Below are 25862 nucleotides of genomic sequence, written 5' to 3'. Positions count from 1 at the left end.
GCTCGGTTCTACAGTAGATCCACGCCATGCGTGGATGCGCGGTGCACCCTCACCAGCGCAGCTTGCGCCGTGCCAGCGCCGCCGCCAGTTGATCCATCACATGTTGCGCGTGCGCCTGCGGCAGGTAGTGCAGGGTCAACGCCACATCGCCATGCGCGCCGGCGGTATCCAGCTGCAGGCTGCTGGTTCCCAGCAGCTTGTCCAGCGGCGAGCGCAGCAGGCGCAGGCCCTGCACCTTGTCCAGCTCGGCCCAGCGCCACCAGCGCTTCCACCAACCGCCGCGCACGGCCACGTAGTGGTCATCCAGATACCAGCCCATGCGCGCCATCTGCCGATGTGCCACCACCAGCGCCACCGGCAGCCAGGCCAGCACGACCAGGCCCCATGATCCCCAGCGCCAGTAGGCGGCTGCGGCCAGCAGGGGGACCAGCAGCAGCGCCCCCAGGCACAGCCGCCACCAGCCACGCTGCGGAATGGACTGCCATTGCTTCGGAGGCCACTGCAGCTGTGGCAGCAGGTGCTGCACCAGTTGCGTGCAGCGCTCCTGGGTTGCCAGCGGCGCCAGCTCGCGCAGGGCGCGGTCCTCATCGCGCGAGGGGCCGCCTGCAGCACTGTCGATGCGCAGCTGGCGCAGGCCGAACCAGCGATGCAGGGTGCTTTCGCGCAGCGTCCAGGCCTGGATGCGGCGACGCGCCACGCTGCTGCGGGTGCGGCTGAGCAGGCCGGCCGACACGGTCAGGCGGCGATCCTGCTCGCTGAGCGTGAAGCCGTGATAACGCAACAGGGTCAGCACCACCGAAAGCACTCGCAAGCCCAGCCAGCCCAGCAGCAACGCGGCAGCCAGCAGCAGGAAGGCGCCGGCCACGCCGGGATGCAGGTGGCTGGCATAACCGAAGGCTTCCTGGCCGCCACGCTGGATGGCCGCGTCCATCACCGGCCGCGGCACGGTCTGGAACAGCACACCGAACGCGGCAATCGCCAGTGCCCAACCCCGGTTGGAGAGCAGGCCCATGCGCACCACGTCCCAGCTCGACAGGCGCAGCAGCACGTGCTCGGCGTCGGCCCCGGTGACCGAGGGGGCGGCGACAACGTCAGCGGCCTGCGGTGCCTGCCCACGCTGGCGCACCAATCGTTCCAGCGCCAGCGCCTGGTCCAGCTTCAGTACGCGCATCTCCGCTTCCGGGCGCACGCCGCCGGCCGATTCCAGGCGCAGCTCGGCCACGCCGAACAGCCGGTGCAACGGGTTCTGCCGCACTTCCACGTTGTGGATGCGGGCGAACGGGATCTCGCGGCGGTTGCGCGCCAGCAGCCCGCTGCGCACGGTGATCGCATCGTTGCCGATGCGGTAGCGGTAGCTGAGGTACTGCAGCACCGATACCAGCACCAGCGCGGCAATCGCCGACAGCGGGATCAACTGTGCCCACATCGGATCGCGGTCGCCGCGCTGGCCGAACACCAGCAGCGCGACCAGCGGCAGGAAGTAGTGGCGCAGCTGCATCAGCAGCACGAACAGCCATGACCACGGGTGCAGACGATGATCCTCGCCACCATTGGGCAGCGACGCGGGCAGGGGCGGTGGCTGGCTCACAGGGCGTCGGCGTCCTGGTCGAGCTGATGCGACAGGGTGTCGCGCAGGCGCTCGGCGTCGGCATCATCCAGGCCGCTTACGGTCACTGCGCTCATGCGGGTCCCGGCAGTGTGCACGATCAGCGTGGCCAGGCCGGCGCGGCGTTCCAGCGGACCACGACGCAGGTCCAGGTGCTGCACGCGCGAAATGGGAATGCGCGTTTCCAGCTGCCACATCAGGTCGCGGCGCAGGCCCAGGCCCTGTGCATCCAACCGCCAGCGGGTGCGGGTCAAGCGCCGACGGCCCAGCCATGCACCGAAGGCAATGCCGATCAACAGTCCGGTAGCAGCCGTCCACAGGCCGCCGGGCAGATCTAGAAACCAGGCGGCCGCAGCCAGTGGCAGGCCCGGCACGAACAGGCCGCCGAAAGCACCTTCCAGTGCAGCGAGGCGGGCGGCGCGTTGTGGCAGCGACTGCCAGGCATCGGTGGGTGGGGAAGGCAGGGGGACGTCGGTCACGCGGGCTCCGTCAGGTGGCAGGGCGGGCGATGGCGGCCGAAACCGCACCGCGCAGACGGTAGCAGGTCGGCTGCGTTACTGCGCAGCCTGGATCAGCGCGTCCACGTCCAGCATGTGGCCTGCGCGATCAGCCTTGGTGCGCAGGTAATGCTCGTTCTCGGCGGTGATCTCGCCGGTGACCGGAATGCAGTCCAGCACCTCGATACCAGCGTTGCGCAGGCGCTGTGCCTTGGTCGGGTTGTTGCTGAGCAGGGCCACGCGCGAAATGCCCAGGCCATGCAGCATCGCCACCGCACTGCCGTAGCGGCGCTCGTCGGCGCCGAAGCCCAGCTGTGCATCGGCATCGATGGTGTCCAGGCCATCGTGCTGGTAGCCGTAGGCGCGCATCTTGGCCGCGATGCCGGTGCCGCGGCCTTCCTGGTCCAGGTACAGCAGCACGCCGCCGCCCAGTTCCTTCAGCTTGCGCAGGCCGCGCCGCAGCTGGTCGCCGCAGTCGCACTTGAGTGAACCGAACAGGTCGCCGGTCAGGCACGAGGAGTGCACGCGTACCGGCACCACCGCCGACAGATCCGGTTCGCCGACGATGATCGCGACCTGGTCGCGCTGGGCCACGCCGCCACGGAACACTGCGAAGGTAGTCATGCCGACGTCGCGCAGCGGCACTGGCGAACGCGCCACCAGTTCGTAATCGTGGGCGGCATGCGCGGCGCCTTCGGCGAGGTCGCACAGGGCCACCTCGGCGGCACCATCGAAGGTGCGGTCATCGGCATCCAGGCGCACGGCCACCATTGCCGGCAGCAGCAGGCCCAGGCGGGCCAGTTCCACTGCGCCGGCATCGAAGGCGTCACCGGCGCTCCAGCCGTCCGGCATCGGGCCGGGCTCGCGCAGGTAGCCCAGCGAGGGCAGGGCATCGAAGGCAATGCCGGCCAGCGGCAGGCGCGCGCCTTCCGGAGCCTCCACGCCGAGCACGCGGGCGCGGGTGGCGGTCAGGAACAGGTAGTGGCGCTCGCGCGCGGCACCGGCGAAGGCGGCGAAGCTGCTCGCGGTGGCGCTGTCCAGGGCGATCACCGCCAGGCGCTGGCCCTGGCCATCGTGGAGCAGCACCGGGCGGCCGGCACGCAGTTCGGCCACCGCGCGTTCGCAGCGGATCGCGGCGGGGTCGCCGAACAGGGAAGAAGCAGCGGGCATGGCAGGACCGGGGGAGGCGGACATCGCAGTCTCTATGGGGGCGCCGGCGTCGTATTCAACGTGGTGCGGCCGCCGGTCGCAGGGGCCGGGGACCTGGGTGGAGCGGCCGTCAGTGGGGATGCTCTTCGGTCGCGTAGGGGTCTTCCTCGCCACTGCCCGGTGGCCGCAGCGTATAGCGCTTGTAGGTCCACTGGTACTGCGCCGGGTCGCGGCGGGCGATGCGCTCGATGCCGGCGTTGAGCGCGGTGGCGGCCACCTGCGGGTCCGGGTCGGCCACGGCGGGGTCGGTCGCTTCGATATGCAGGGCGAATTCCATGTCCGGCCCAATGCGCTCGCACCAGCCATACAGCACGGTAGCGCCGGTGCGCTCGGCCAGCCGGTTGACCAGGGTCATGGTCAGCGCCTGCACGCCGAAGAACGGCACGAACACGCCGTCGCCGGCCTTGGGCTGCTGGTCGGGCAGGATGCCGGTGGCACCGCCGTCCTTGAGCACCTTGAACAGCTGGCGCACGGCCGGGCCTTCGGCGCGCACCTGCTGCACGTTCTGGCCGCCCCGCACCAACTGCAGGAAGGCATCGCTGGCCTCGTCCTCCGGTGGCTTGTAGACGATGGCGATCTGACCGCGCGAGGCCAGCCACTGGTTCAGCAGCTCCCAGTTGCCGAAGTGCGGGGCGGCCACGATCACGCCCTTGCCACTGGCCAGTGCCGCGTCGTACAGGGCTTCGCCGTGGCGCTGCTTCAGGTGCAGGCGCAGGTTGTCGGCCGGTTCCTGGCTCCACAGGCGCAGGGTCTCGATGGCCTGCAGCGCAGTGGAGCGCAGCAGTTCACGGTGCAGGCGGTCGCGTGCAGCGCCGTCCAGTTCCGGATAGATCAGTTCGAGATTGCGCCGGGTGACGCGGCTTTCACGGGCATTGAGACGGACCCAGGTCCACGCCAGGACGCGCGCGAGCCCCCGCAGCAGCGGCCAGGGCAGGCGGGCGAACAGGGTGGTGGCGCGGTAGACCAGCCGGGCTTTGCGTTGCGGATTCATCGGCGCCAGTTTAGCCAAGGGCGCTGCTATCGTGGCCGGCCCTGTTCATTGGAAGCCTACGATGCTCGTCCTGATCCAGCGTGTCAGCCAGGCTGCCGTCCATGTCGATGACGAGGCGGTGGGCCAGATTGGCCCCGGCCTGCTGGCCCTGGTCGGCATGGAGCCGGGTGACACCGAGGCCCAGCTGCGGCGGATGGCCGAGCGCCTGCTGGGCTACCGGGTGTTCGCCGACGAGGCCGGGAAGATGAACCGGTCGCTGCGCGACACTGGTGGCGGCCTGCTGCTGGTCAGCCAGTTCACCCTGGCGGCCGACACCCGTTCGGGCATGCGCCCGAGCTTCACCAGCGCCGCGCCACCGGACGAGGCTGAACGCGGGTTCAATCGATTTGTCGAGATCTGTCGTGAAAATCACGCTCCAGGGGTGGAAACGGGCCGATTTGGTGCCCATATGGTCGTCAGCCTGGTCAATGACGGTCCCGTGACCTTCCTTCTCAGGCCCTAGGCCGCCGGGACCACCGCCCGGCAGGCGGGGCCCCGGGCTGGTATAATGCTACGTTCCCTATTTCTCCCTAGCCGGTGGCGCGAGCACTACATGGCCAACGAACGTCCTGCCCAATCCGAAATCAAGCAACTGATCAGCAAGGGCCTGGAACAGGGCTACCTGACCTACGCCGAAGTCAATGACCATCTGCCGGACGACATGGTCGACCCGGAACAGATCGAAGACATCATCGGCATGATCAACGGCATGGGCATCGATGTCCATGAAGTTGCGCCGGATGTGGAAACCCTGCTTCTCAACGATGGCAACACCGGCAACCGCGAAGTCGATGACACCGCGGCCGAGGAAGCTGCCGCCGCGCTGAGCGCGCTCGACACCGAAGGTGGCCGTACCACCGACCCGGTGCGCATGTACATGCGCGAAATGGGCACCGTCGAGCTGCTGACCCGCGAAGGCGAAATCGCCATCGCCAAGCGCATCGAGGAAGGCCTTTCGCAGGTCCAGGCCGCCCTGGGCCAGTTCCCGGTCTCGGTCGAGTCGCTGCTGACCGACTACGAAGCCCACAAGGAAGGCAAGAAGCGCCTGGCCGAAGTGATCGTCGGTTTCAACGACCTGGTCGACGAAGAGCCGGCGCCGCCGGCGGCCGCTGCCGATGACAGCAGCGATGCCGATGCCGAAGGCGACGAGGATGAGGACGATGATGTCGAGGGTGGCGATGAAGAAGCCGCGCCGACCGGTCCGGATCCGGAGGAAGTCGCTGCGCGCATGCAGGCGCTGAGCGATGCCTTCAACGCCTTCAGGAAGGCCGCGACCAAGGGCGACAAGAAGAACCTGCCGCGCCTGCGCGAAGAGATGTCGGCGGTGTTCGTCACCCTGAAGCTGCCGCTGCCGCTGACCGACGTGCTGACCAAGCAGCTGCGCGACACCATGGCGTCGATCAAGGCCCATGAGCGCCGCGTGCTGAACCTGGCCACCGTCACCGCCCGCATGCCGCGCAAGGACTTCATCCGCTCCTGGGAAGGCAACCAGACCAACCTGGAGTGGGTGGAAGACGCACTGAAGCGCAAGCAGAAGTGGTCTTCGGCCCTGCGCGAAGTGAAGGACCAGATCATCGCCGAACAGCAGGCGACGATCGACATCGAGAAGCTGACCCAGCTGGACCTGGAAGAGCTGAAGGAAATCAGCCGTGCCATGGCCTACGGTGAAGCCAAGGCGCGAAAGGCCAAGAAGGAAATGGTCGAGGCCAACCTGCGCCTGGTGATCTCGATCGCCAAGAAGTACACCAATCGCGGCCTGCAGTTCCTCGACCTGATCCAGGAAGGCAACATCGGCCTGATGAAGGCCGTGGACAAGTTCGAGTACCGTCGCGGTTACAAGTTCTCGACCTACGCCACCTGGTGGATCCGCCAGGCGATCACCCGCTCGATCGCCGACCAGGCGCGCACCATCCGTATTCCGGTGCACATGATCGAGACGATCAACAAGTTGAACCGCATTTCCCGCCAGATGCTCCAGCAGTACGGCCGCGAGGCTACGCCGGAGGAGCTGGCCAAGGAAATGGACATGCCGGAAGACAAGATCCGCAAGGTGATGAAGATCGCCAAGGAGCCGATTTCGATGGAAACCCCGATCGGCGACGACGAGGATTCCCATCTGGGCGACTTCATCGAGGACACCAACGTGGAGTCCCCGATCGAGAACACCACCAACATCAACCTGTCTGAAACCGTGCGCGACGTGCTGGCCGGCCTCACCCCGAGGGAAGCCAAGGTGCTGCGCATGCGCTTCGGCATCGACATGAACACCGACCACACGCTGGAAGAGGTCGGCAAGCAGTTCGACGTGACCCGCGAGCGCATCCGCCAGATCGAAGCGAAGGCCCTGCGCAAGCTCCGTCACCCGAGCCGCTCGGAGCAGCTGCGCAGCTTCCTGGATATCGATTGATATCCAGCGGCTGTTGAAGCGTTGAGAGAAACCCCGCCTGGCGCGGGGTTTTTCTTTTTGGGATGGCGTGTGCTTTGCTTGCTCTCTCCTGTAGAGCCGAGCCATGCTCGGCTGCTGTTCGCGGTGACGTATCCGGCTACGCACGTGAACGCGCACAGGCCTCATTGCTGAGCCTTGTGACGCAACTGGCTTGAGAATCGTTGAGGCCTTCGCCACGATTCGCTGCCGGGGGAAGTGGTCATTCAGCCGAAACCCCAGGTGCCTCAATGAAATGAGTAGTCGAATGGGGAGTGGCAAGCGCGCGCAATGTCGCATTCACCAATTGAAGCCTCTAGCCTTCCTTCCACACAGTCCTCCGCAGGTGCTCAACACACCGTCGTAGGCGGACTGTCTGCCGCAACAGCAGGCAATCCAAGGTCAAACCGCAACTCTCGCCATTCCGGTGAGCCCAAGGGTTTCTGGCCGGGTGGCGCGCAGCCATACAAGACCCTGCAAGGGGAAAGCTGCGGGCGGCCCTACGACCGTGTTGAAGCACCCGGTCGCCTCTCTCAACAGGAGGCGGAAGAGGTTCGACGAATCGTAGGAGAGTGAGTATGGGGCTGACGGAGATTGACGGTGGGTGCGGCTGGGGTGGCTCGGATACGCGTGGCTGCGACTTTCCCCCGTTGTTGGACTGGGACGATGTGCTGCGTGATGAGCGCGAGGACCCACTGGGGTTCGCCCGACGAGCGACGTTGGCATTGCTGACACAGTCGGGTGCCGGACTGCTTGCTGGCTTCGGCGGTGGCAACCAGATTGGGCTGGAAGAGGTCAGGAGGACGGTGGCGCTGTTCCACGCCCACTTGCGGCGGCTGGAGTGGTTCGCGGAAGTGGCGGAGAAGCGATTGGGGCGCGTTGCTGAGACTCTTGATGCTACCGGGTAGCCGATCGAGCGCGGCCTCCACTACACTGTGAAGCTGTGCCGGGCCTATAGCTCAACGGTTAGAGCAGGGGACTCATAATCCCTTGGTTTCAGGTTCGAATCCTGATGGGCCCACCAACTGATGATCCTATGTCGTCCTATGAAGGCTGAAATATCCTGAAAAAACAGGGGTTTCGGCCTTTTTTGCGTCTGATTGAGTCCTACTTGATCCAGCAGAATCCAGGCTTCTCTGGCGGTATCTTTGGCGGTAACCTCCACCCGCTACATATCTGTTACCGCCAACATGTCATTGACCGATACCGCCATTCGCAAGACCAAGCCAACCGCTGTCGTGCAGAAGCTGCGAGACGGTGGAGGTCTGTACCTCCTGCTGAAACCTGATGGCGCCAGATGGTGGCGCTGGGACTATCGGCGTCCTGTGACCGGCAAGCGCAACACGCTGTCGCTTGGCACCTATCCAGAGGTCAGCCTGGCATCTGTGCGCGAGCGCCATGCTGCTGTGCGAAAGCTGTTGGCGGAAGGTGTTGATCCCGGTGAGCAGCGCAAGGCGCAGAAGGTGTCCAGCCTGGAACTGGCCACCAACACGTTTGAGGCGCTGGCGCGTGAACATCTGGCGATGAGAGCCAAGAAGCTGTCTGCCGGGTCGGTGAAGCGAGAGACACGCTTGATCGAAAAGGATCTGACGCCCTACATCGGCCAACGACCCATTGCAGCGATCACAGCACGTGAACTGTTGGAGACGCTGCGCAAGATCGAAGGGCGGGGGGCTGTCGAAACAGCACATCGGGCGCGGATGCTGGTCAGCCAAGTAATCCGATACGCGATAGCGACAGGCCGCGCAGACAGGAATGTGGCAGAAGATCTGAAAGGCGCACTTGCTCCACCCGAGGCGCGCCACTTCGCTAGCATGACGGAGCCCAAACTGATTGCTGACCTGTTGCGCTCAATGGACGGCTACCAAGGTTCGCCGATTGTCATGGCTGCATTGCGCCTGGCGCCCCTGGTCTTCGTGCGTCCCGGTGAGCTTCGTCGTGCGCGATGGGCGGATATCGACCTTGAAAGTTGCGAATGGCGCTTTGCGGCAAGCAAGACTGGCCAATCGCACGTTGTTCCTCTGGCTTCGCAGTCTGTAGCGATACTTAGGTCGGTGCACCCGCTGACAGGACGGAAAGAGTTCGTGTTCCCCAGTATGCGCGGCAAGGGGCGCCCGATGAGCGAGAACACGATCAACGCAGCGCTACGTCGCCTTGGCTACGACTCTGACACGATGACCGGGCACGGCTTCCGCGCTATGGCGCGAACTGTGCTGGATGAGGTGCTGGGTTTCCGTCCGGACTACATCGAGCACCAGCTAGCACACGCCGTGCGTGATCCAAACGGACGGGCATACAACCGTACGGCTCACCTGGTCGAACGGGCGAAAATGATGCAGGCCTGGGCGGACTATCTGGACGGGCTGAGGACCTCCCGCTGACCTCCCGTTCTTCCATCTTTCATTTCTGACTTACTTTTTTTTCTGGTTACAGCGGTAACACTGGTTACACCGCTGCGAAATGTCTTGTAAATCATTCGGTTGCGTCCATCGTCGGAGCGCCGCATTCACTGGTTACAGCTGGTTACGCTGGTTACATCGGCGCCCTATCGATCCGTGTTAGACACATGCGGGTCGATGGCGCGCGCCGATTGAATGGCTCTGCCGCAGCCTCTTTCCGGCCAGCGGGTTGCTTTGAAGGTCGCCGAGCGGTCGCCATGACGGCCGATGACCAGACCCAACCCGCCAGTAGTCGATAGTTCGCTCATCGCACATTTTGCGCTACTGGCCTGGATCAGCAGATTGCCAGGCGCGTCCGTTTGTCCTGCGCAACCAGTCGAGCGGCCTGACTGCTGCTCTCGCTTGTAAGCTCCCGCCAGTTGGCTGGAACGGCGCAAGGTTGCGCCGTCAAGGGGGATTCGTCATGTGTAATTTTACAAAATACTGTAAAAATTTTCCCTACACATCGAGCTGCGTGAGTTGAGCGGCAGCTGTCTCTAGCCTTCTAACCAAGCCCACAACACAGGGCGGCGGTTGACGAAACGTCAGCCCCGCGACCTTTCACATGCTTGGTTCCCCAGCCCCTCAGGCGACCGCACCTGGTCAGCCTGCCGATCATTCCCGGCCTGACGCCGCACGCGGTGAACGCTTCCTGCGCAAGCCCGAAGTGCTCAGTCGCACCGGCATTTCCCGCTCGCACCTGTACTGGCTGATGAAGCGCGGCCGGTTCCCCGCATCGATCCCCCTTTCCCCGCGCGTAACTGTCTGGTTGGAGTCGGACGTGGACGCGTGGATTGCCACCCACATTCCCGATACCCACCTGCGAGCGCAGCCATGAAAGACACCATCGTCCTGACCATCTCCGATCAGAAGTTCACCTTGAGCCCGGCAGAAGCCAAGTTCCTGGCTGAGCATCTGCGAACGGCTGTGGCACAGCCGAATCTCGCGCTGAACTTCTCCCAGAGCCGGACTGCGCAAGGCGGCCGCATTGCACTCTCGCGCGGTGTCGCGGGTAGCCGTTCCACCACTGACTGCTGAGGCATTGCGATGACCAGTTCAAGAGCCTTCCTGCGCTGCCCGCATTGCGATACGCCTGCCATCGTGCGCACCAGCGTGCTGCATTCCAAACTGCTGCGCGAATCCGTGCTCCAGTGCCGCAATGCGCTGTGCGGTCACACGTTCTCGGCCTACACCGAGATCGTGCGCACGCATGTGCCAAGCGTCTGCCCGAGTGCCGAGATTTGCCTGCCCCTCAGCGATTCGGCAGAACGCCGCGCGCTCAGTGAGAACGCCACTGAAGCACCGCGCGCCAAGCGCAGCACGCGGCGATGACGCGCGTGTTGACAGCACCGGCTCATCCGATGCAGCATTGCCCCGTCGCCGCACAATCGGCGACCGGGATTGGTCTCCCGAACCACAAGGCGCACCAGCGCCAATCGTTCGATGCACGGCGCTTTTTTATTGCCTGCCGTGTTGTCGCGGGCGATTGCTTGCCAGTTCTACGGCGGGCGGTGCGCGGGGGGCTTCGGCCCCACCGGTCCTTGTGCCGGCAGACCAACCGCGTACCGTCCGTCACCTCGATTGGTCTCGAGGCGGCGGATTCCAACTTACACAAGGAATCAGCCATGTCTCACGACACCCTGGCCGCGCCTTCGCGCTTCGCCGTTCGCATTGCCCATCACTTTGGCGACATCGCCGACACCCTCGATTGGGACCATTCCCGCTGGCTGGCGCTCTCCGTGCGCCTGGACGCCACCGGCAAGGTTCCCGAAGCGCTGACGCTGGGCGAGGTGCAGCACGCCATCGCGACCACCGTGCAGGAGGCTGCGCGATGAACGCTCTCTCCCTGAATGCCGCTGCCATCAATGACGATGCGGCCACGCATGACCTGTTCAGCGCCGCGCGCCAGTTGCAGCGCATTCACGCGATGCCGATGGCTACGCTGTCGCAACTGGTCACCGCGCTGGAACGCCGCCCTGGTGCACTGGAATCCCTGCCCGTGGGGCAGCTGCTGGCCATGGTCCGTGATGCGGAGGCGGCTGCATGAACGTTGATACCGTGAGTGTTTCCCGCGTGCCGGGCGTGGCCGATGGCGCGCTAAGCGCCACTATCACCGATAGCTGGTTCGATACCGAGCGTACCGCCACTATTGTCGAGGTAGCCCGTCGCATTGAGCGGCTCCACAGCAAGGCGTCGCGTCGTCTTGCCGCTCTCAGTGACGAACTGGATCAAGCGCTGGAAGGCCATCCGTTGGAGGACCGCCTGCGCGAGCGTCTGCTGTGGCCGCTGGAGCGCGATTGCGTGGAGCTGGCTACCGTTGCGGCGCGGGTGCGCGTGCGCCTGTCGTTGTTTGCACCTGCGCAGTCGCAGGCGCAATTTGATAGAGGCATGGCCTTGCAGCTGGAAGACCTGCAAGCAAAGCAGGCCGCTGCCGAGCCGCCGCAAGCGCCCGCGCCCACGGCCGCACGCATGCCCTTTGGCTACTGGATCAGCGAGGACAGCTTCAATCGCCTGGAGCGCGCGCGTTCGGCCGCGCTGCTGCTGGCAAGCGTTGATGAGCGCATGGCGGTGCCGTTTGACGCTGTAGCGTTCAGCGCCGCCTATGTGCATGAGGATCTGGCCACTGTGGTGGCCAGCGCCAAGCACCGCAGCCAGCTGGAGGCCGACGATGATGCGGCCTGACGGTTTCCTGGCCATCCTGCGCGCGGCAGGGCTGATGCTGGATACGGCGGTGCCAGATGGCCGTCTGCGGCGTGTACGCGCCGAGGGCGATGGCAGCGGTCAGCGCAGCGGCTGGTATGTGCTGCACGCAGGCCCGCCGCAGGCCGGTGCTTACGGCAACTGGAAGACCGGACTCAATGAGTCCTGGTGCGAAGTTGGAAGCGAGGCGCTGAGCGAGGCCGACCGCGCGATGCTGCGCGAGGCCGTGGTGCGCGCACAGCGGCAGCAGCAGGCCGAGCGTGCCCAGCGCCAGGCTGTGGCCCGGCAGCAGGCGCGAGAGCGCTGGCAGCGCGCCAGCGCCGCTGCCTCCGATCACCCCTACCTGATGGCCAAGGGCGTGGGCGTTCACGGTCTGCGGCAGCTGGATGGCCTGCTCTTGGTGCCATTGCGCGATTCACAGGGGCGGCTGTGGAGCCTGCAAACCATCGCCGCCGATGGCAGCAAGCGCTTCCTGGCCGGTGGCCGTAAGCGTGGCTTGTACTACGCCGTGGGCCGCACGATCAGCGACGTGGTGTGTATCGCCGAAGGCTATGCCACTGCCGCCAGCATCCATGAGGCCACTGGCCATCCCACCGCCGTCGCCTTCGATGCAGGGAATCTGGAGCCGGTGGCCTGTGCGCTGCGCGCCAAATTCCCCACGGCAGTAATCGTGGTGTGCGCCGATGACGACGCGGCCACCGCCGCGCGGCTGGGCATCAATCCGGGCGTAGCCAACGCCCAGCGCGCCGCCGATGCCGTGGGCGGGGTCGTGGCCATGCCGCCGCGGCCACGCCATGAGGCTACTTCCTGATGATCCCTCTCTTTATCCCGAAGGCGCAGTGCGCCGACGCGGCACCGGAGCCCCGTGCATGAGCAACGTCACCTCTGTCGATTTCAATGATGCCGCCAAGGACGCTGGTACCGGCGCCGTACGCGGCTCGATTCAGCGCGCCGTGCGCAAGGGCGCCAAGGGCAAGACCAAGAGCAACAAGGACGCCGCTGACTGCACCAGTGGCAGTGCCAGTGGCGGTGCGGCGCGAGCGCACTACCAGCTCAACGAGAGCGGCGTGTACTACGTCGGCGTCACCGAGGATGGTGACCTGGCCGAGCCAGTGTTTGTCTGCTCGCCGTTGAAGGTCGAGGCCAAGACTCGTAACAGCCAGAGCGAGGAATGGGGGAGGTTGCTGACCTGGACCGACGCCGATGGCCATCCTCACCAGTGGGCGGCACCTGCGGAAATGTTGGTCGGCGATCCGCGCGAGTTCGTGCGCCAGCTGGCCGCAGGTGGTGTGGAAATGTCAGCCCACCGCAACACGATGCAGCGGCTGCTGGCCTACATCATTCAGGAGCGCATCGACACCCGCGCGCGCAACGTCGCCGTGCCGGGCTGGCATGAGGGCCGCTACGTACTGCCCAATGGCGAAAGCTACGGCAATGGCGTGGAGCGGCTGGTCTATCAGCACAGCGGTGGATTGCAGCATCACTATGCGGCTGTTGGCTCGCTGGATGACTGGCGACGCGACGTGGCCCGACGTTGTCAGGACAACTCGCGTCTGGTGCTGGCGGTGTCAGCCATGTTCGCCGGGCCGCTGCTGCACTTCACCGGCGCAACAGGCGGTGGGTTCCACCTGGTCGGCGGCAGCAGCAGCGGCAAGAGCACCGCGCTACGCGTGGCGGCCAGCGTGGTCGGTCCCCCGGAATATGCCCGCGAGTGGCGCAGCACGGCCAACGGTCTGGAAGGCGTGGCGGTGTTGCACAACGATGCCACGCTCATTCTGGATGAACTGGCGCAGATCGATCCCAAGCAGGCCGGTGATGCCGCCTACCTGCTGGCCAACGGCAATGGCAAGAGCCGCGCCAACCGGGCCGGTGAGGCCCGTGCGGCAGCACGCTGGCGGGTGCTGATCCTGTCGGCTGGCGAGGTCGGACTGGCCCAGCACATGGCCGAGGTGGGCAAGCAGGCACGGGCGGGCCAGTCCGTGCGCCTAGCCGACGTACCAGCCGAGGCCGAGGGCGGGCACGGCGTGTTTGAGCGCCTACACGATGCCAGCGACGGAGCGGCGCTGTCGGCTCTACTCAAGGACGCCGCCGCACGCACCTACGGCGCACCATGGCCGCTCTGGATGGGTTACCTCACCCAGCAGGACAGCCCGACGCTGACCGCCCAGCTGCGCGAATCCACCGACCGATTCCTGGCCACCTACGTACCCGAAGATGCCTCCGGGGAGGTGCGCCGGGTGGCCGAGCGCTTTGCTGTTGTCGCCTTTGCCGGGGAGTTGGCCAGCAGCTGTCGTCACCGCATTACCGGCTGGCCCAAGGGTGAAGCTACCCAGGGCGTGGCGACGTGCTTCAAGGCCTGGCTGCAACGTCGGGGTGGCTCGGCCAGTGCCGACACCGACGAACTACTCTCGCGCGTGCGTGCGTTCTTTGAGGCGCATGGCGAAAGCCGCCTGGAGCCGCTGCGCAGCCCTGAAGGTGCGGTGCCGGTGCGCGACCGCGTAGGTTTCCGACGCTTTGATGAAGTTGGATTGACGGAATACCTGGTGCTGCAGGAGGCGTTCAGACGGGAGCTATGTGCGGGCTTCGATGTGCGCCTGGCCGCACGCATGCTGGCTGAGGCCGGCTGGCTTAAGCGCAGTGCTGACGGCAGGCCGTCCCAAACCGTACGTGTCCCCGGCTTGGGGGCCATCCGTGTCTTCGTCTTCGACCCTCGCAAAGTTCACGACAGCGGCTTATGAGCGGCGCTGTCTTTCCCATAGCTCGCCGACACGGTGTCGGGCGAGCTCCCCCAGTAAATAAACGGAGATTCAACATGAGTGACATCCAGAGCATCAACACCACCACCGAACTGGCTAATCAACCCTGCGAAGGGGCCGAAGCAGTGCCAGTATCGGAGAGCAGGCAGCGGCTGAACGAGCTAGCCGAGCAGTTGGCCAGCGCAGTGCAGCGCAAGCGCGCCCTGGTGGCTAAGGTCGATACGATGCAGCGCGCCAAGCTGGCAGCAAAGGGCGATGCCGCCGCTGCTCGCCAGCAATGGAGCATCAAGCTGCGCGATGCCGATGGCAACCTTACCCGCGATATTCAGAAGTTGCGCGCCAACGAGCGTTCGGCACTCTCGCTGGCTGAAGAATATGAGGCGATGGAGGGCGAGATTGCGGCCGAGCTGCCGCGTGTAGAGCTGGAGTTGGCCGAGATTGCGAAAGACTGCCTGAGCACAAAGAACGCTATTGCAAGTGAAGCTGCCAGTCATGCCTATGGGCAGTTGCTGAAGCAAGCGAGTGACAGCTTGGCAGTAGCATTTGCCTTGTTCTCTCTGGCGGAGAATGCCGGTGTGAACTATCAGCAGTCGGCGAGTGCCGACGAATTGGCCAGCAAGTTCTTCGGTCGCCTCAGTAATGCGGTGCGCCAGCGCCTTGACGATGCCGCAGTTGCCGATCAGGTGGTCCAGCAGTTGGCCTTGCCGCCGATGGATATGAACGAGGTGAACATGCAGCTGGCAGGGAGCCTGGCAGCCAGGACCAGGCTGCAGGCGCAAATCAGGGCGGTCGGCGCGCCATAACCGACCAGCTTTCGCGAGGCTTAACCTGGCCGGGGTGCGGGTTGCAGCACGGACCGGATCATGCCTGGCCGTTGGCCGGGCATGCCTGTGGCGCGCCCCCCATCTGCCCTTTCGGTACGGTCACAATCACAGGTGTCGTCGAGGTATAAAACAGACAACCGCGCTCACGAGTCAGTAGAATTACAGACCTTGATGAAGGAGGCCGGCTGGCCATGGCTTTTGTTACGCCTCTGCGGTACCCAGGCGGTAAGGGGAGACTGGGCCCGTGGCTCGCTGATTTGCTGCGCGCCAACAGAATTAGTGGCGGTACGTACATCGAACCGTATGCGGGCGGGGCTGGAGCGGCCATCCACCTGTTGTCCACGGGGATTGTGGATCGCATCGTGATCAATGATGCTGACTTTGCTGTTTACGCATTTTGGAAAGCTGTCCTGGACGAAACGGATGCATTCATAACTCGCGTGGAGCGCTGCAAGGTCTCCATCGGTAGATGGGAGCATCACCGGGAAGTTCTACGGAATCCGCAGAAGCATGAGCTGTTTGAAGTGGGCTTCTCCGCTTTTTTTCTGAATAGAACCAACCGTTCTGGAATACTGAGTGCTGGTGTAATCGGCGGCAGAGAGCAAAAGGGTGACTACACGCTGGATGCCCGCTTCAACAGGAAGGATCTGGCTTCCCGTATCAAGAGTATCGGTGGTTATCGCAATGCGATTAGCCTTTACAACCTTGACGCGATGGATCTGGCAGAGGGAATCTCTGCCGAACTACCCAAAAAGAGTCTCATCTACTTCGACCCACCGTACTACAACAAAGGCGCGCAGCTTTATCGAAATTTCTATGAGCATCGGGACCACGCGGCCATAGCCGACCGCGTGAAAAAGATAAGGACGCCTTGGCTTGTTACATACGACAACTGCAAGGAAATCAGTGAGCTCTACACTGATGCGGACAGTCTGACGTTCTCGCTCAAGTACAGTACCCATCTGAGTAGGCCTGACGCCACGGAGCTGATGTTCTACGGAAATCTCGCGCTCAGCGTGCCGCCGTATTTGAAGCGTTAGACGCTCCAGCAGGCTTTTAGATACAGCTCTAGCTCATCCCAAAGCACATGAAGTTGCTGGAAGTCCGGGTGGGCTGACCACGTGTGCATGTACTGGTTGAGCGAGTTGTATTGCAGCATCCCGTCGGCTTCAGTTGTCCGGCGTAGAACTTGCTCCTTCACCGCTTCGGTAATCAGCCCTGCTTGGAACATATGCTTAGCAGCGTAAGCAATGCGCTTATGGTTGTTATCGCCGCGATCCGAAATTCCCGCCGCGTTCTCGTAGTAGTAGGTGGTGCTGAGCTCGACGAGCATGCGAAAGAGCGCAGACACAGCAAGCGGAGTGTCACGGGTTTTCAGCTTCCGCAGTTCAGCCAGGATGTTCGTAACCTTGACTTCGCTCTTCGGCACGGAGAATCCGGGAGAGCCACCTCGAAAGAGCTTGTCTCGATCCCAAGTCGGCTTGGGCGGGGCGCGTGGGCGAGGTGGGGCCGTTGTGGGTGCATCTGCGGAGTCGCCAGGCTCCGTGTCGGGCGCTGTTGGTGTCGCTGGGGCTGGGCTGGTGGGCTTGCCTGGGCCTGCCTTGGGAGGCTTGGGTGCAACCGGTGGGGGCTGTGGCGTACTTTCCGGCACCTGGTCCAAACCAAGCGACACCCGCACCTGGGCGATGTAGGCATCGGCCAGCTTGCTGTTGAAGACGTCGTTCACTTGCTTGGGGCCGCCCGGGCGGAAGTCATCTGCTAGGCGTTGGGCAACCTCGATGGCCTTTTCCAACGGAATGCGTGGCTCCATACCATCGCTCGTTTCCTCGAAGCCGAGCCGCAGCAGGTTTTCCTTGGTCAGAAAACGCATGATGGTGGTGATTGGAAAATCATCGGGTAGACTTACGCCATAATCATCGGCCCAGAGAAACAGTGCGGCAGCGCGGCGGTTTTGCTCGGGCAAGCCATGCGAGGTCATGAAAAAGGTTCGCATCAGCGCGCTCCAGTCCAACTGGCCAGCGCCCTTCAGGCCGCCACCATGACGCGAAACGACCTCCCTGACCAGCGCCCCTTCATCTTGGGACTGGAGCAGATCGATCTGAGTGGCTGCGGCCGGAAAGCGAGCATTGATAGCCTCAATACGCCTCCGAAGAGCCGAACTGGGGGCGAGCGAGGGGTTATCTAGGAGCTTCAGCGCTGTCACGCGTCGATTTCCGTCCCATACGACGTAGCGGCCATCATCCTGGCGCTTTGCAAGGATGGGGGCCGTCGAGAGTCCATGCTCGGCGATGTCGGATGCCAGTGCGACCAGCTGCTCCTCCTGGCCGCTCGCGATGCGGCTAATGCAGTCCGCCTGATCCGCTCCCGAGCGAATTCGGGCATTGCGCACATCTAGCAGCAAGTCCTTTACTGGCACGCTAGTGACTAATTCGAACTTGCTGCGCGTCATGGCTACCCCCTGCGTCCTTGTGGTGGGTGATTCTACAATGAAGGTTGCTTTGCGTGACGGTGGCTGCCAGTTGGGCGGGCTAACGGCGATGGAACCCAGGGCCTAACCCGTGAAGGAGCAGGAACTTCCGTTTTTTCGATCTGCGGCCTCCGCAGGTGCGCGTCGATCCGGATTTCGTCACTGACGGAAGTCGCTTCCGAGGTGCCATCGAGCTCCCCGGTCCTTGAGCATGCGCTAGCAGGTGCGACCCAGCGTGAGAGTGGGTATCTGCCCGTTGCCATCGGCGTAACCAGCGTTACCAGTTGTAACCAGTAGGTCGACCGATGCCCGCGAGGCCGTAAGTATTTGCTTTATATGGAATGTTTTGCTGGTGTAACCAATGTTACCGCCGTAACCAGCGGAGACAACGAGTCAAGAATACTCTTCAGGCGCAGGCGGCAGCAGTGGGCCGCAAATGTCCCGAAGAGCTTTGCGAGACAGGGCTTTCAGGCTTTTCAGAAAGCCCGGTCAGAGGTGCCGTCGTTGTAACCAGAAATGCGTTCCCGTCCATCAATTCATGGCCTCCCCTAAAACACTGTAAGTAGTGGGATTCTTCTTCTTAGACGCTGTTGGACAAATCGTTTTGCCCTTTCTCTGGTCACAGTAAATTTCGCCTCCACCCACCCTCCAATCTCGGTGGCAGATACCGCCTTCGCTGCAGGGATCCGCAGGTAATGTAATGCTGCTCTGATGCCCGCACCCGCCTTTCTGGGTCTGCTCTGAACCCGCGTGCAGGTGGTGCAGAAAAAGCACCCTACGAAGTGAGCAGGCGTGGCGGGGAGACGAGTGCGCTCGCGGATGCTTGAGGACGTTGAAGCGGTGACAACATACGATCTGTCGCCGTAGCGTACGTCTCGCTGGTGGGGCACGATGTTCCATGGGTCGAGGGCTTCTCTGCCGTGCTCTTCGATATGCTCTGCGGCATCCAACCAAGGACAAGGGAAGGAGTTGTGGATGAGCTACCCATTGCGTGCCTTCAAGACCGTCTTGGCATCCCAAGCGGCCCCAGGCTCACTGTTCCGGTGTAAGGGAAGGTGGTCGATCAAGGTGGACGCCGAGCACATTGCTGACCAAGAAGTTGGTCAGATGCTCATGCTGGACGGTCCGGATGCCGGCGCCCTGGCACTCGCTCCCAAGGAGGAGGCCCTGGTCGTGGCTGACGGCTTCGACTGGGCTATCTTTGTGGATGACATTGCAGGCGCCGATATCGTCGAGCACCTGCCGGCAGTTCGCATCAGCCGTGACGGCGCATTGTTGTATGGCCATTTGTGGGGCCACCGGGACGAGTTGCAGGCCGTAACGTCCTTGGGCCAGCCAGTGAAAGACGATGGCGACCGCTTCTACATCCAAGATTTCAGCATATGGCTGGTTGACGAAGCCAAGCACCAGGTAGGTAGCCAGCCCTTGCTGCGGGTATCACGCCCCGCATAGCTTCCGGCCTGACGGTCCCGCCAAACGCAAGAAAGCCGCCCGTAGGCGGCTTTCTTGCAACAGGGCGAACAGACCATTCGCTTATGCGGGAGGCAGTCGGCCCTGTGCCACATCTAAGTAGTGCCCGGTCATCTCAATGCCGGTCCATTGGTAGCCTTCCAGATCCGCGGCTACCGGCGTGGTGTCTGCGCCAGCGAACGGGTCGAGGATGTGGTCGCCTTCTTCGCAGATCCCCACCAACTGGCGCACAAGGTCGGTTGGCTTGCTGGTCATATCGAGCGTGTCGGCCAAAGCTCCGTGTCACGGCCGAGTCACATCGGTGGGCTTCACCAAATCGCACATGCTGTAGGTGCATCAGATGAGGTCGATTAGATACTGTTCGTCTTCTCTTGCTGCGTGCAGACCCAATGCAGCATTCAGAGCGTCGATGGTTGTCCATATCCCACCTTGGCCATCGTACTTGTACCGGATGCCTTGTGATTGGGCCCAACGCTCCATCGTAGACAATCGCGGCGACGGACCATTAGGCGCACACAGTTTGCGTAGATCCTCGAATGTCAGCACTTGTGTGCTCATACTCCCCTGTTCACGGGCCCGCATTGTCGTCTCCTAAAGGAACTCTTGATGGCGGTAACTTTGGCGGTAACAGGAGTGAAGGCTAATCGCGAAAGCATTGCAGGACAATGAATGACGTGTGGTATATCAGTCCTGGTGGGCACCATAAAAAACAGGCACTTAGGCTTTAGCCCAAGTGCCTTTTTTGTGCCGGTGGGAAAATTGCCGGGAAAATTCAACGCTTGCGCGGTGGTTTCACGACTGGCACGTCGTGATCGTAGCGGCCCGTAGTGGTGGGCGATTTGTGCCCGGCCGCATCTTGCTTGTCGCCACGGTTGCCCTCGGTGTCGGTAATGCCTCGGTGCTTAAGTCCGTGCATCGAGAACCGCTCTTCCTCCGCGATCACCCCCTCGCTCATCGCCATGCAGCGATAGCCCAGCTTCTCTGACCGAGAGGCAATCTCTACTTTAGAGGCGGATAGCTCCCAAGAGTCCTGGGACGGTGTGACTTACGAGGTCTTCGCTGCCGAGCGGCAATGCCTGCCTGAGGATTTCGAAGGCCGGATGCAAGTGGCTGCCGCTGCGATTGGCGCCCCTTGGAGGGCCTACGACCTCCACGACGGGCGCTGCCCTGCCTGGACGGGCAGACACTGCCAGTGCGGCCTAGTTAGCTGTTTCAGCAACGCCCGGTGGGTGGCCGAGGTGGACATGTTCCATAGCCTGCAGGCAGTCCACTTGATGCACTAGGGGACGGCAATGGCTGCACGCCACCTACAAATCTGATATACCAGCGAAACCACCGGATTAAGACCTATGTCGGATTACCCAGAACAAGACGCGAATGGCTCGCAAGCTGGGTCGGAAGAGTTCATTCGTATGCGGCTGGCAGGCGGACGATTTGACACTCATCTAGTCCCGTTCGATGTGCTATCAGACCTCGCCGCGTATCGTGAGCTAGTCGTCGATCTGGCGCGCGTGTTGTTTAAGCGATCCCACCCCAATAGGAGAAAGGTCCCCAGCGGCTTCACGGACTCGTTCCAGTTGGGAATCGAGTCCTTAACGCCTGGGAATAGCGTCACACTAGCGAGTCGAACCTTTAGCAATGAAGCATACGCGCCGTTGGAGGACCAGCCATCGTTTCCCTTCCCCGCGCACACGGAGTTCGTCGCTGCGCGGGAGATGATTTTTGAAGTAATCGCGTGTGCGAACAGCGGTCTGCCACTACCTGAGGGCTTTCCGAGAGATCTAGCGTCGAAGTTTAATAGGTTTGGGCGGAACTTTAGGCAGAGTGAGTTTTTAGAGCTGTCCGAAGGTGGCCGGACCCCCGTTCGATATGGGGGTAAGACCCGAAAGGCTATCGTCCTGGAGGTGGGCAACTCCTACGAAGGTCACGTAGATGGCGACTTTAGATTTGATGGCGGGCGCTGCACGGAGGGCTTGATTCACCTAATTGCAGATGACGCTAGAACCATAGACATGGTGGTGTCGAACCGTGATGAGTGGAGCTTTCTGAACTCGAAGGTCGGGCAGACTGCGCGAATTACCGGGCTGGGCCTGTTTGATCGTCAAGATCGTCTGCTGAAAATTACGGAGTATGAAGAAATTCCGTTCGGCCCTTCAGAGCCCATCGCGTCCACTGCAGCCAGACTGCGTGAGATAGAAGGCACCCCGGCCGGTTGGTATAGCGACGGTAATCCGGCGCCGGCATCAAGTGCGGTTGCCTCTATGAGAACCCTACTTGAGGCCATGGAGAGTGCAGGGATTCCTAGGCCGTATATCTACCCGCTTCCGGAGGGCGGGGTTGTAGCGGAGTGGTCTTGGGGAGGGTGGGAAATATCGGCTACTGTGGAGCCTGGCTCTGACGCTGCAGAATTCCTCGCTGTGAATATTGATGGCCCAGGCGAGGTTGAAGACTTCATCTATTTCAATGCAGAAGACTTGGCAGCGACAGCGCTTCGGGTGTGGTCCCAAGTAAACATGGAGGAGTCGCGATAATGCCGGTGGACGAGGCGTCGAAGCTTTCGCACGTCGACGAAATCATGCTTAGACAAGTTCTGCCTCTCTGGATTCAGGAAGGCCGCCCATCTTCGGTGGCCTTCAGTCCCAATAGCAATGATGAAGGGAGCTTGTCTGTAGATCGTCGGACGATCATTGACCCTAAGCTGGCTTTCGAAGCCTACCTCCAGAGAGGCTTGAAATCAGGGGGGGTCTGGGGAGTTTCGGTTGGTGAGTGTCAAAAAGAGGGACTCGACTGCTACAGCGACCCGCTGGACGACAATGCAGCGCATGCATTAGTTAATTTCGGCAGTGCCTCGAGGAATGAGAGCAGGCGGATTGGAAGCCGGTTGCGTGACAAGGCTCATAGTCGGGGTTGTTTGCATCCCGCCCCGGAATCTGCATAGCCAGAATCGCTGCGCCCAGTTTGGACCTGCGTATCAGAGAGTGCAGGATAGCGTTGCAACCTCCAGGAGGATGTATGCGAAAGTTTATGCTCGTGTTCTTCTTATGCTGCTCTTTCCCTGCATTCGCTGACAAGGGGGTTGTGGTCAAAGAGGATGTCTGTGGTTCGGGCAACGCCATTATTGAAACTGCTGACGGTTGGTACATCGCCGCAGAGCACTACTCCGGGGTCTACCTTTATGAGGGCGACGTCGTATACGGGAAGCTAAAGACTTATGGCTCCGAGGAGCTGACCCGCTCAGATGGGCAATCCGGGCGCTTCTACATCGAGAATTGGGTGTCGGACATTGAGGAGGCGCTCGAGGAACTCTGCAGCTAGATCGCATCCCTGAAGGATGTCTCGTTGGTCCGGCACCACACCCTACATTGGGCGAGCTCTTTCGTACCGCTTCTTAGGCCCCTCCCGCCGCAGTCTTCCACCGTGACGTAACGTGTGACGTTATGGTGACGCCTGTCCACGGCTATCAAACTGCGGTTCGCTTCACTTCACGCCTGGCGACCCGCGTGTTCTCCAATGCATTCGTCATGCTCGGAAGATGCGCTCGCAATACGGACGCATTACGAACGCATGCGGTCGTGGACATGATGCGGCAAGCGATCCTTCTGGCTGCCCAGGTGGCTTCTGGACCGTATGGCTAAAGCCAGCCAGTTGCATGCCGATATAGGTCGCTGACTTCGAAAAGGAACTTCATTTATGAATGGGAAACTTGAGAAATCTGCACGGCTGACCATTCTCGCTGGCCTTCTCAGTCAGGGGCACGCTCGTGTCCTAATCGGTTTGGAGCCTGATGACTCCACGTATGTCCAGCCACAGTACCTCGCACAATTGCTGCACTTCAGCTCTCCTCTGGGTACTGCTGTTCTTTACTGGGCGCGCTCGTGTGGCATCGAAGTTGCCACGGATGCCCCGAGTGTGAAGTGGGAAGAGCATCCTTTCACCGACCCAGTGCGTCAACGTGCAGATGAGCTGAAGAAGACTGGCGTGCTTACAGACCGGGCATTCCCTCCGCTCAGCATAGAGGCGGAAGAGCTTCTTCACGCGGTGACGTCGGCGCAAACGGAAGTATCGGTCTGCACGGTGGCATCTAATGACGATCCTGAAAACGACGGCGGCAGTGCCCACGGGATGTAGGCATGGCCGGCAGGCGAAGCGCTACGCCGAGCGTTGGTGCGCTGCCCGGCTGTATCCCGAGCTGCCGCTGCGTGAGGGCGTTGCCCGGCTGACCGACAGCACGCCGATCCAGTTGCCCCCGCCACTGCCCAGCCTGCCGCCTACCCGAGAGCAGCAGCAACAGGCACGGCGTCTGGCCGAGGCCGGGACTGTGGAACTGGCGCGAATCAAGGAAGCGCTGGAACCACGCCGGCCGCCGAAGGAGACCAAGCCCAGGGCGGGGGATCCCATGAAGGCGTGGGTCAGGGCAGGTAGAGAGCAGCTGTCCCGCGCTCGAATCTGATCCCCCGTTCAGGGGAGGCGGTCGCCGCTGATTGCTTGCCACACTTGCCCTTTCACTAGAGAGAGCAACGATGAGCGCCAGCAATCGCAAGACCGCCAGCTTCGGAGTGCCGTGGGAGTCGGCCTATGGGTATGTCCAAGCCGTCCGCGTTAACAACACGATCTTCGTGTCCGGACAGCTGTCCCATACGCCGGAGGGGCAGCTGGTCGCACCCGCAGAGCTGGGGGCGAATGGTAAGCCCGCCAATTTCGACACCATGGAAGCCCAGATGCGGCGCACCTACGAGAACGCGCAGGTGCTGCTGGCAGAGCTGGGTGGGTCCCTCGCGGACGTGGTCGAGGAAACGCTGTTCGTCATCGACGTTCCGGCAGCTTTCGCGGCCAGTGGCAAGGTGCGACCGGTCGTTTACGGCCAGCCTGTGCCGCAGGTTGCCAGCAACCTGATCGGAGTCTCGGCGTTGGCATTCCCCGAGCAGCTGATTGAGATCGCCTTCCGGGCCGAGGTCCAAGACTAGGCGTATACGGGCGCGGCCTTCAGGATTGCCGGACCTTGCTGGCGTTTTGCAGCTCTTCGCTCAGCGTCGGCGGGGGCCCGTCTTGCCCTTAGCACTGATTCCCAGCCTCTTCTCGATTCTCGCCTCCGCCGTATCAAGTGGTGGCGGGGGAATATCACGTATAGATATTCTGGGAGCTGCTACAGGTCGCAGGCGGCATTGGTTCCACCAAGCCTCCAAGTCTTCTCTATGTATGCGATCCGACTTGGCGCTCTGCCCGAGTCTCACTGCGGCGAGTTGCCCGCCATCAATGGCTCTGCGTAGGGTTCTGGTTGAGCAGGCTGAAAGCTCTGCTGCCTCCATCAAGGTCAGCAGCTTGTTGCTCAATTCCATTGCAGCAGCTCCTTCTGATTTGCTGGACAGATTCTTGGTGGCTAGAACCTCAAAGTAGCCACCGCTGCGGCATCTCCATCCGAAGACAAATGCGCGTAGTACTTCTCGGTAGTTGCGTAATCAGCATGCCCGGCCAGGAGCTGCACGCGGCGCAATGGCACGCCAGCCATGACCATGTGGGCGCAGAACGTGTGCCTCAGGCGGTGAAGACTCCCGCCAACACCCGCTGTCGTCGCATCATCCTTGAACCAGTCGCTCACGGTGTCCTTGTGGACGCTCACCAGTGGATCGGGGAGGGAGGCTAGAGCAGCGGCGGCATGGGTGTTCAATGGAACCTCCCGCCACTTCCCTGACTTCGTGCGTCCATCGCCATCCTCGTCGGGATCGCTCTCGACCAGCAGGCGACCAGCAACTACGTTCTCGTGCCTGAGGTGCATCAGCTCGCCGCGCCGGATCCCGGTGTGCGCCATGAACCGCCATAGGTTGGCCCGGGCGGCATTGGCCGCGTAGAGTTGCTGCATTGCATCGGCGGTATAGAACCGGACGGCAACGCTCCGCACCCCTCTTGGCGCCTGGATCCCCTCAAATGGGTTCGTATCCAGTTCCTTCCACTGCACCCCGCACCTCAACGCGGCCTGCAGGCGCCGAACCTCCTTCCCAACTGTCTCCGGCGCCATCTTGTCCTTTACCAGGCGCTGGGTCTTATACGCCTCCAGTTCGATAGGGCGCAGGGTATCGATTGGCCGGTGACCCAGGCTATCCAAGATTAGGCGCAGCTCACTCTTAGCCTTGCCATGCGTGGTCGGGTGTTCGGCCTTGTACCAATCCAGCCAGACGCCTAGAAAGTCGCGCAACAGTGGCGCACGGGAGATGATCCTTACGCCGTGCCTCAGCTCCGCTTCGCGCGCTGATCGTATCTCCTCAGCCTCGCGAGCGCTGACACGACCGATGGATGGGCGGAATCTCTTGCCGCCATCGCGCCAGTTGAGGTAGGCGACCCCGTCCCGCCAGTAGATTGTGACCTTGACCATTGAAGCACATCCCCGTCCGTTGCCATGTTGCTAGCTTGCAGGTAATTATTACGGGCTATGTGCACAACTCCCCACG

26 protein-coding genes, 1 tRNA gene and 1 pseudogene are annotated in these 25862 nt (G+C 62.5%); 19 read left to right on the top strand and 9 right to left on the bottom strand.

Annotated features, from left to right (window positions below):
• Positions 1 to 49: 49 nt before the first annotated feature.
• The 4 genes from B9Y82_RS16350 to B9Y82_RS16335 all read right to left on the bottom strand — a co-directional run bounded on the left by B9Y82_RS16350 (position 50) and on the right by B9Y82_RS16335 (position 4303).
• Positions 50 to 1588 (bottom strand): PH domain-containing protein, encoded by a 1539-nt coding sequence (locus B9Y82_RS16350; protein WP_100474046.1) that lies wholly within the window; start codon positions 1586 to 1588, stop codon positions 50 to 52.
• Positions 1585 to 2085 carry a PH domain-containing protein gene (locus B9Y82_RS16345; protein ID WP_100474045.1) on the bottom strand — a complete coding sequence of 167 codons (501 nt, stop codon included), beginning with the start codon at positions 2083 to 2085 and terminating at the stop codon, positions 1585 to 1587. Before B9Y82_RS16345 ends, B9Y82_RS16350 begins: the two co-directional genes overlap by 4 nt.
• Positions 2086 to 2160: 75 nt before the next feature.
• A complete protein-coding gene (ribA, locus tag B9Y82_RS16340) occupies positions 2161 to 3297 on the bottom strand; it encodes a GTP cyclohydrolase II RibA (RefSeq protein WP_100474044.1) in 1137 nt (378 codons plus the stop codon).
• An 85-nt stretch (positions 3298 to 3382) separates the two neighbouring features.
• Positions 3383 to 4303, bottom strand: a complete 921-nt coding sequence (locus tag B9Y82_RS16335) for a lauroyl acyltransferase (protein ID WP_100474043.1) — start codon at positions 4301 to 4303, stop codon at positions 3383 to 3385.
• A gap of 61 nt (positions 4304 to 4364) precedes the next feature.
• Here B9Y82_RS16335 and dtd point away from each other — a divergent pair, with 61 nt between their 5' ends.
• The 14 genes from dtd to B9Y82_RS16260 all read left to right on the top strand — a co-directional run bounded on the left by dtd (position 4365) and on the right by B9Y82_RS16260 (position 16522).
• A complete protein-coding gene (gene dtd, locus B9Y82_RS16330; RefSeq protein WP_049401012.1) occupies positions 4365 to 4805 on the top strand; it encodes a D-aminoacyl-tRNA deacylase in 441 nt (146 codons plus the stop codon).
• A gap of 90 nt (positions 4806 to 4895) precedes the next feature.
• Positions 4896 to 6749 (top strand): RNA polymerase sigma factor RpoD, encoded by a 1854-nt coding sequence (rpoD, locus tag B9Y82_RS16325; protein ID WP_100474042.1) that lies wholly within the window; start codon positions 4896 to 4898, stop codon positions 6747 to 6749.
• A 963-nt stretch (positions 6750 to 7712) separates the two neighbouring features.
• Positions 7713 to 7788 (top strand) — tRNA-Ile (locus B9Y82_RS16315).
• A gap of 166 nt (positions 7789 to 7954) precedes the next feature.
• Positions 7955 to 9145 carry a tyrosine-type recombinase/integrase gene (locus tag B9Y82_RS16310; protein WP_100475260.1) on the top strand — a complete coding sequence of 397 codons (1191 nt, stop codon included), beginning with the start codon at positions 7955 to 7957 and terminating at the stop codon, positions 9143 to 9145.
• A 622-nt stretch (positions 9146 to 9767) separates the two neighbouring features.
• Positions 9768 to 10040, top strand: a complete 273-nt coding sequence (locus B9Y82_RS16305) for a helix-turn-helix transcriptional regulator (protein WP_081284528.1) — start codon at positions 9768 to 9770, stop codon at positions 10038 to 10040.
• A complete protein-coding gene (locus B9Y82_RS16300; protein ID WP_049453498.1) occupies positions 10037 to 10240 on the top strand; it encodes a hypothetical protein in 204 nt (67 codons plus the stop codon). The genes B9Y82_RS16305 and B9Y82_RS16300 overlap by 4 nt, the downstream gene beginning before the upstream one ends.
• A 9-nt stretch (positions 10241 to 10249) precedes the next feature.
• On the top strand, positions 10250 to 10534 hold the full coding sequence (locus tag B9Y82_RS16295; protein WP_080353451.1) for an ogr/Delta-like zinc finger family protein: 285 nt from the start codon (positions 10250 to 10252) through the stop codon (positions 10532 to 10534).
• A gap of 293 nt (positions 10535 to 10827) precedes the next feature.
• Entirely contained in the window at positions 10828 to 11037 is a 210-nt protein-coding gene (locus tag B9Y82_RS16290; protein ID WP_100474040.1) for a hypothetical protein, read from the top strand.
• On the top strand, positions 11034 to 11249 hold the full coding sequence (locus B9Y82_RS16285) for a hypothetical protein (protein WP_100474039.1): 216 nt from the start codon (positions 11034 to 11036) through the stop codon (positions 11247 to 11249). Before B9Y82_RS16290 ends, B9Y82_RS16285 begins: the two co-directional genes overlap by 4 nt.
• The gene (locus B9Y82_RS16280) at positions 11246 to 11884 is read left to right on the top strand and encodes a hypothetical protein (protein WP_100474038.1); all 639 of its coding nucleotides are present in this window, start codon (positions 11246 to 11248) and stop codon (positions 11882 to 11884) included. The genes B9Y82_RS16285 and B9Y82_RS16280 overlap by 4 nt, the downstream gene beginning before the upstream one ends.
• Entirely contained in the window at positions 11871 to 12713 is an 843-nt protein-coding gene (locus B9Y82_RS16275; RefSeq protein ID WP_100474037.1) for a toprim domain-containing protein, read from the top strand. Before B9Y82_RS16280 ends, B9Y82_RS16275 begins: the two co-directional genes overlap by 14 nt.
• 58 nt (positions 12714 to 12771) lie before the next feature.
• Positions 12772 to 14640 carry a DUF927 domain-containing protein gene (locus tag B9Y82_RS16270; protein ID WP_100474036.1) on the top strand — a complete coding sequence of 623 codons (1869 nt, stop codon included), beginning with the start codon at positions 12772 to 12774 and terminating at the stop codon, positions 14638 to 14640.
• Positions 14641 to 14714: 74 nt separating this feature from the next.
• Positions 14715 to 15461 (top strand): hypothetical protein, encoded by a 747-nt coding sequence (locus B9Y82_RS16265; RefSeq protein ID WP_100474035.1) that lies wholly within the window; start codon positions 14715 to 14717, stop codon positions 15459 to 15461.
• Between the two features lie 212 nt (positions 15462 to 15673).
• On the top strand, positions 15674 to 16522 hold the full coding sequence (locus B9Y82_RS16260) for a DNA adenine methylase (RefSeq protein ID WP_100474034.1): 849 nt from the start codon (positions 15674 to 15676) through the stop codon (positions 16520 to 16522).
• Here the strand turns inward: B9Y82_RS16260 and B9Y82_RS16255 are convergent.
• A complete protein-coding gene (locus B9Y82_RS16255; protein ID WP_100474033.1) occupies positions 16519 to 17931 on the bottom strand; it encodes a ParB/Srx family N-terminal domain-containing protein in 1413 nt (470 codons plus the stop codon). The two genes, B9Y82_RS16260 and B9Y82_RS16255, sit on opposite strands and share 4 nt — an antisense overlap.
• A gap of 993 nt (positions 17932 to 18924) precedes the next feature.
• Here B9Y82_RS16255 and B9Y82_RS16250 point away from each other — a divergent pair.
• Positions 18925 to 19401 (top strand): hypothetical protein, encoded by a 477-nt coding sequence (locus B9Y82_RS16250; protein WP_100474032.1) that lies wholly within the window; start codon positions 18925 to 18927, stop codon positions 19399 to 19401.
• Positions 19402 to 19482: 81 nt separating this feature from the next.
• Here B9Y82_RS16250 and B9Y82_RS16245 read toward each other — a convergent pair.
• Together B9Y82_RS16245 and B9Y82_RS16235 are read right to left on the bottom strand one after the other, a co-directional pair.
• Positions 19483 to 19671, bottom strand: a pseudogene (locus B9Y82_RS16245) (DNA methyltransferase); the annotation flags it as partial.
• Between the two features lie 520 nt (positions 19672 to 20191).
• Positions 20192 to 20380: a hypothetical protein gene (locus tag B9Y82_RS16235; protein ID WP_238381624.1), complete on the bottom strand. Its 189-nt coding sequence runs from the start codon at positions 20378 to 20380 to the stop codon at positions 20192 to 20194.
• A gap of 388 nt (positions 20381 to 20768) precedes the next feature.
• Here B9Y82_RS16235 and B9Y82_RS16225 point away from each other — a divergent pair, with 388 nt between their 5' ends.
• The 4 genes from B9Y82_RS16225 to B9Y82_RS16210 all read left to right on the top strand — a co-directional run bounded on the left by B9Y82_RS16225 (position 20769) and on the right by B9Y82_RS16210 (position 24383).
• Positions 20769 to 21950 carry a hypothetical protein gene (locus tag B9Y82_RS16225; RefSeq protein ID WP_157804650.1) on the top strand — a complete coding sequence of 394 codons (1182 nt, stop codon included), beginning with the start codon at positions 20769 to 20771 and terminating at the stop codon, positions 21948 to 21950.
• Positions 21951 to 22431: 481 nt separating this feature from the next.
• The gene (locus B9Y82_RS16220; RefSeq protein ID WP_100474029.1) at positions 22432 to 22734 is read left to right on the top strand and encodes a hypothetical protein; all 303 of its coding nucleotides are present in this window, start codon (positions 22432 to 22434) and stop codon (positions 22732 to 22734) included.
• A 769-nt stretch (positions 22735 to 23503) separates the two neighbouring features.
• A complete protein-coding gene (locus B9Y82_RS16215) occupies positions 23504 to 23869 on the top strand; it encodes a hypothetical protein (protein WP_100474028.1) in 366 nt (121 codons plus the stop codon).
• A 70-nt stretch (positions 23870 to 23939) separates the two neighbouring features.
• Positions 23940 to 24383 (top strand): RidA family protein, encoded by a 444-nt coding sequence (locus tag B9Y82_RS16210; protein WP_100474027.1) that lies wholly within the window; start codon positions 23940 to 23942, stop codon positions 24381 to 24383.
• A 60-nt stretch (positions 24384 to 24443) separates the two neighbouring features.
• Here B9Y82_RS16210 and B9Y82_RS21065 read toward each other — a convergent pair whose 3' ends face one another.
• Together B9Y82_RS21065 and B9Y82_RS16200 are read right to left on the bottom strand one after the other, a co-directional pair.
• Positions 24444 to 24725 (bottom strand): excisionase family DNA-binding protein, encoded by a 282-nt coding sequence (locus B9Y82_RS21065; RefSeq protein ID WP_428993189.1) that lies wholly within the window; start codon positions 24723 to 24725, stop codon positions 24444 to 24446.
• Positions 24726 to 24796: 71 nt separating this feature from the next.
• On the bottom strand, positions 24797 to 25786 hold the full coding sequence (locus tag B9Y82_RS16200) for a tyrosine-type recombinase/integrase (protein ID WP_100474025.1): 990 nt from the start codon (positions 25784 to 25786) through the stop codon (positions 24797 to 24799).
• Positions 25787 to 25862 lie beyond the last annotated feature (76 nt).

The sequence above is a fragment of the Stenotrophomonas maltophilia genome (assembly GCF_002799155.1).
Taxonomy (GTDB): domain Bacteria; phylum Pseudomonadota; class Gammaproteobacteria; order Xanthomonadales; family Xanthomonadaceae; genus Stenotrophomonas; species Stenotrophomonas maltophilia_R.
This window is presented reverse-complemented; position numbering and strand designations above follow the sequence as displayed.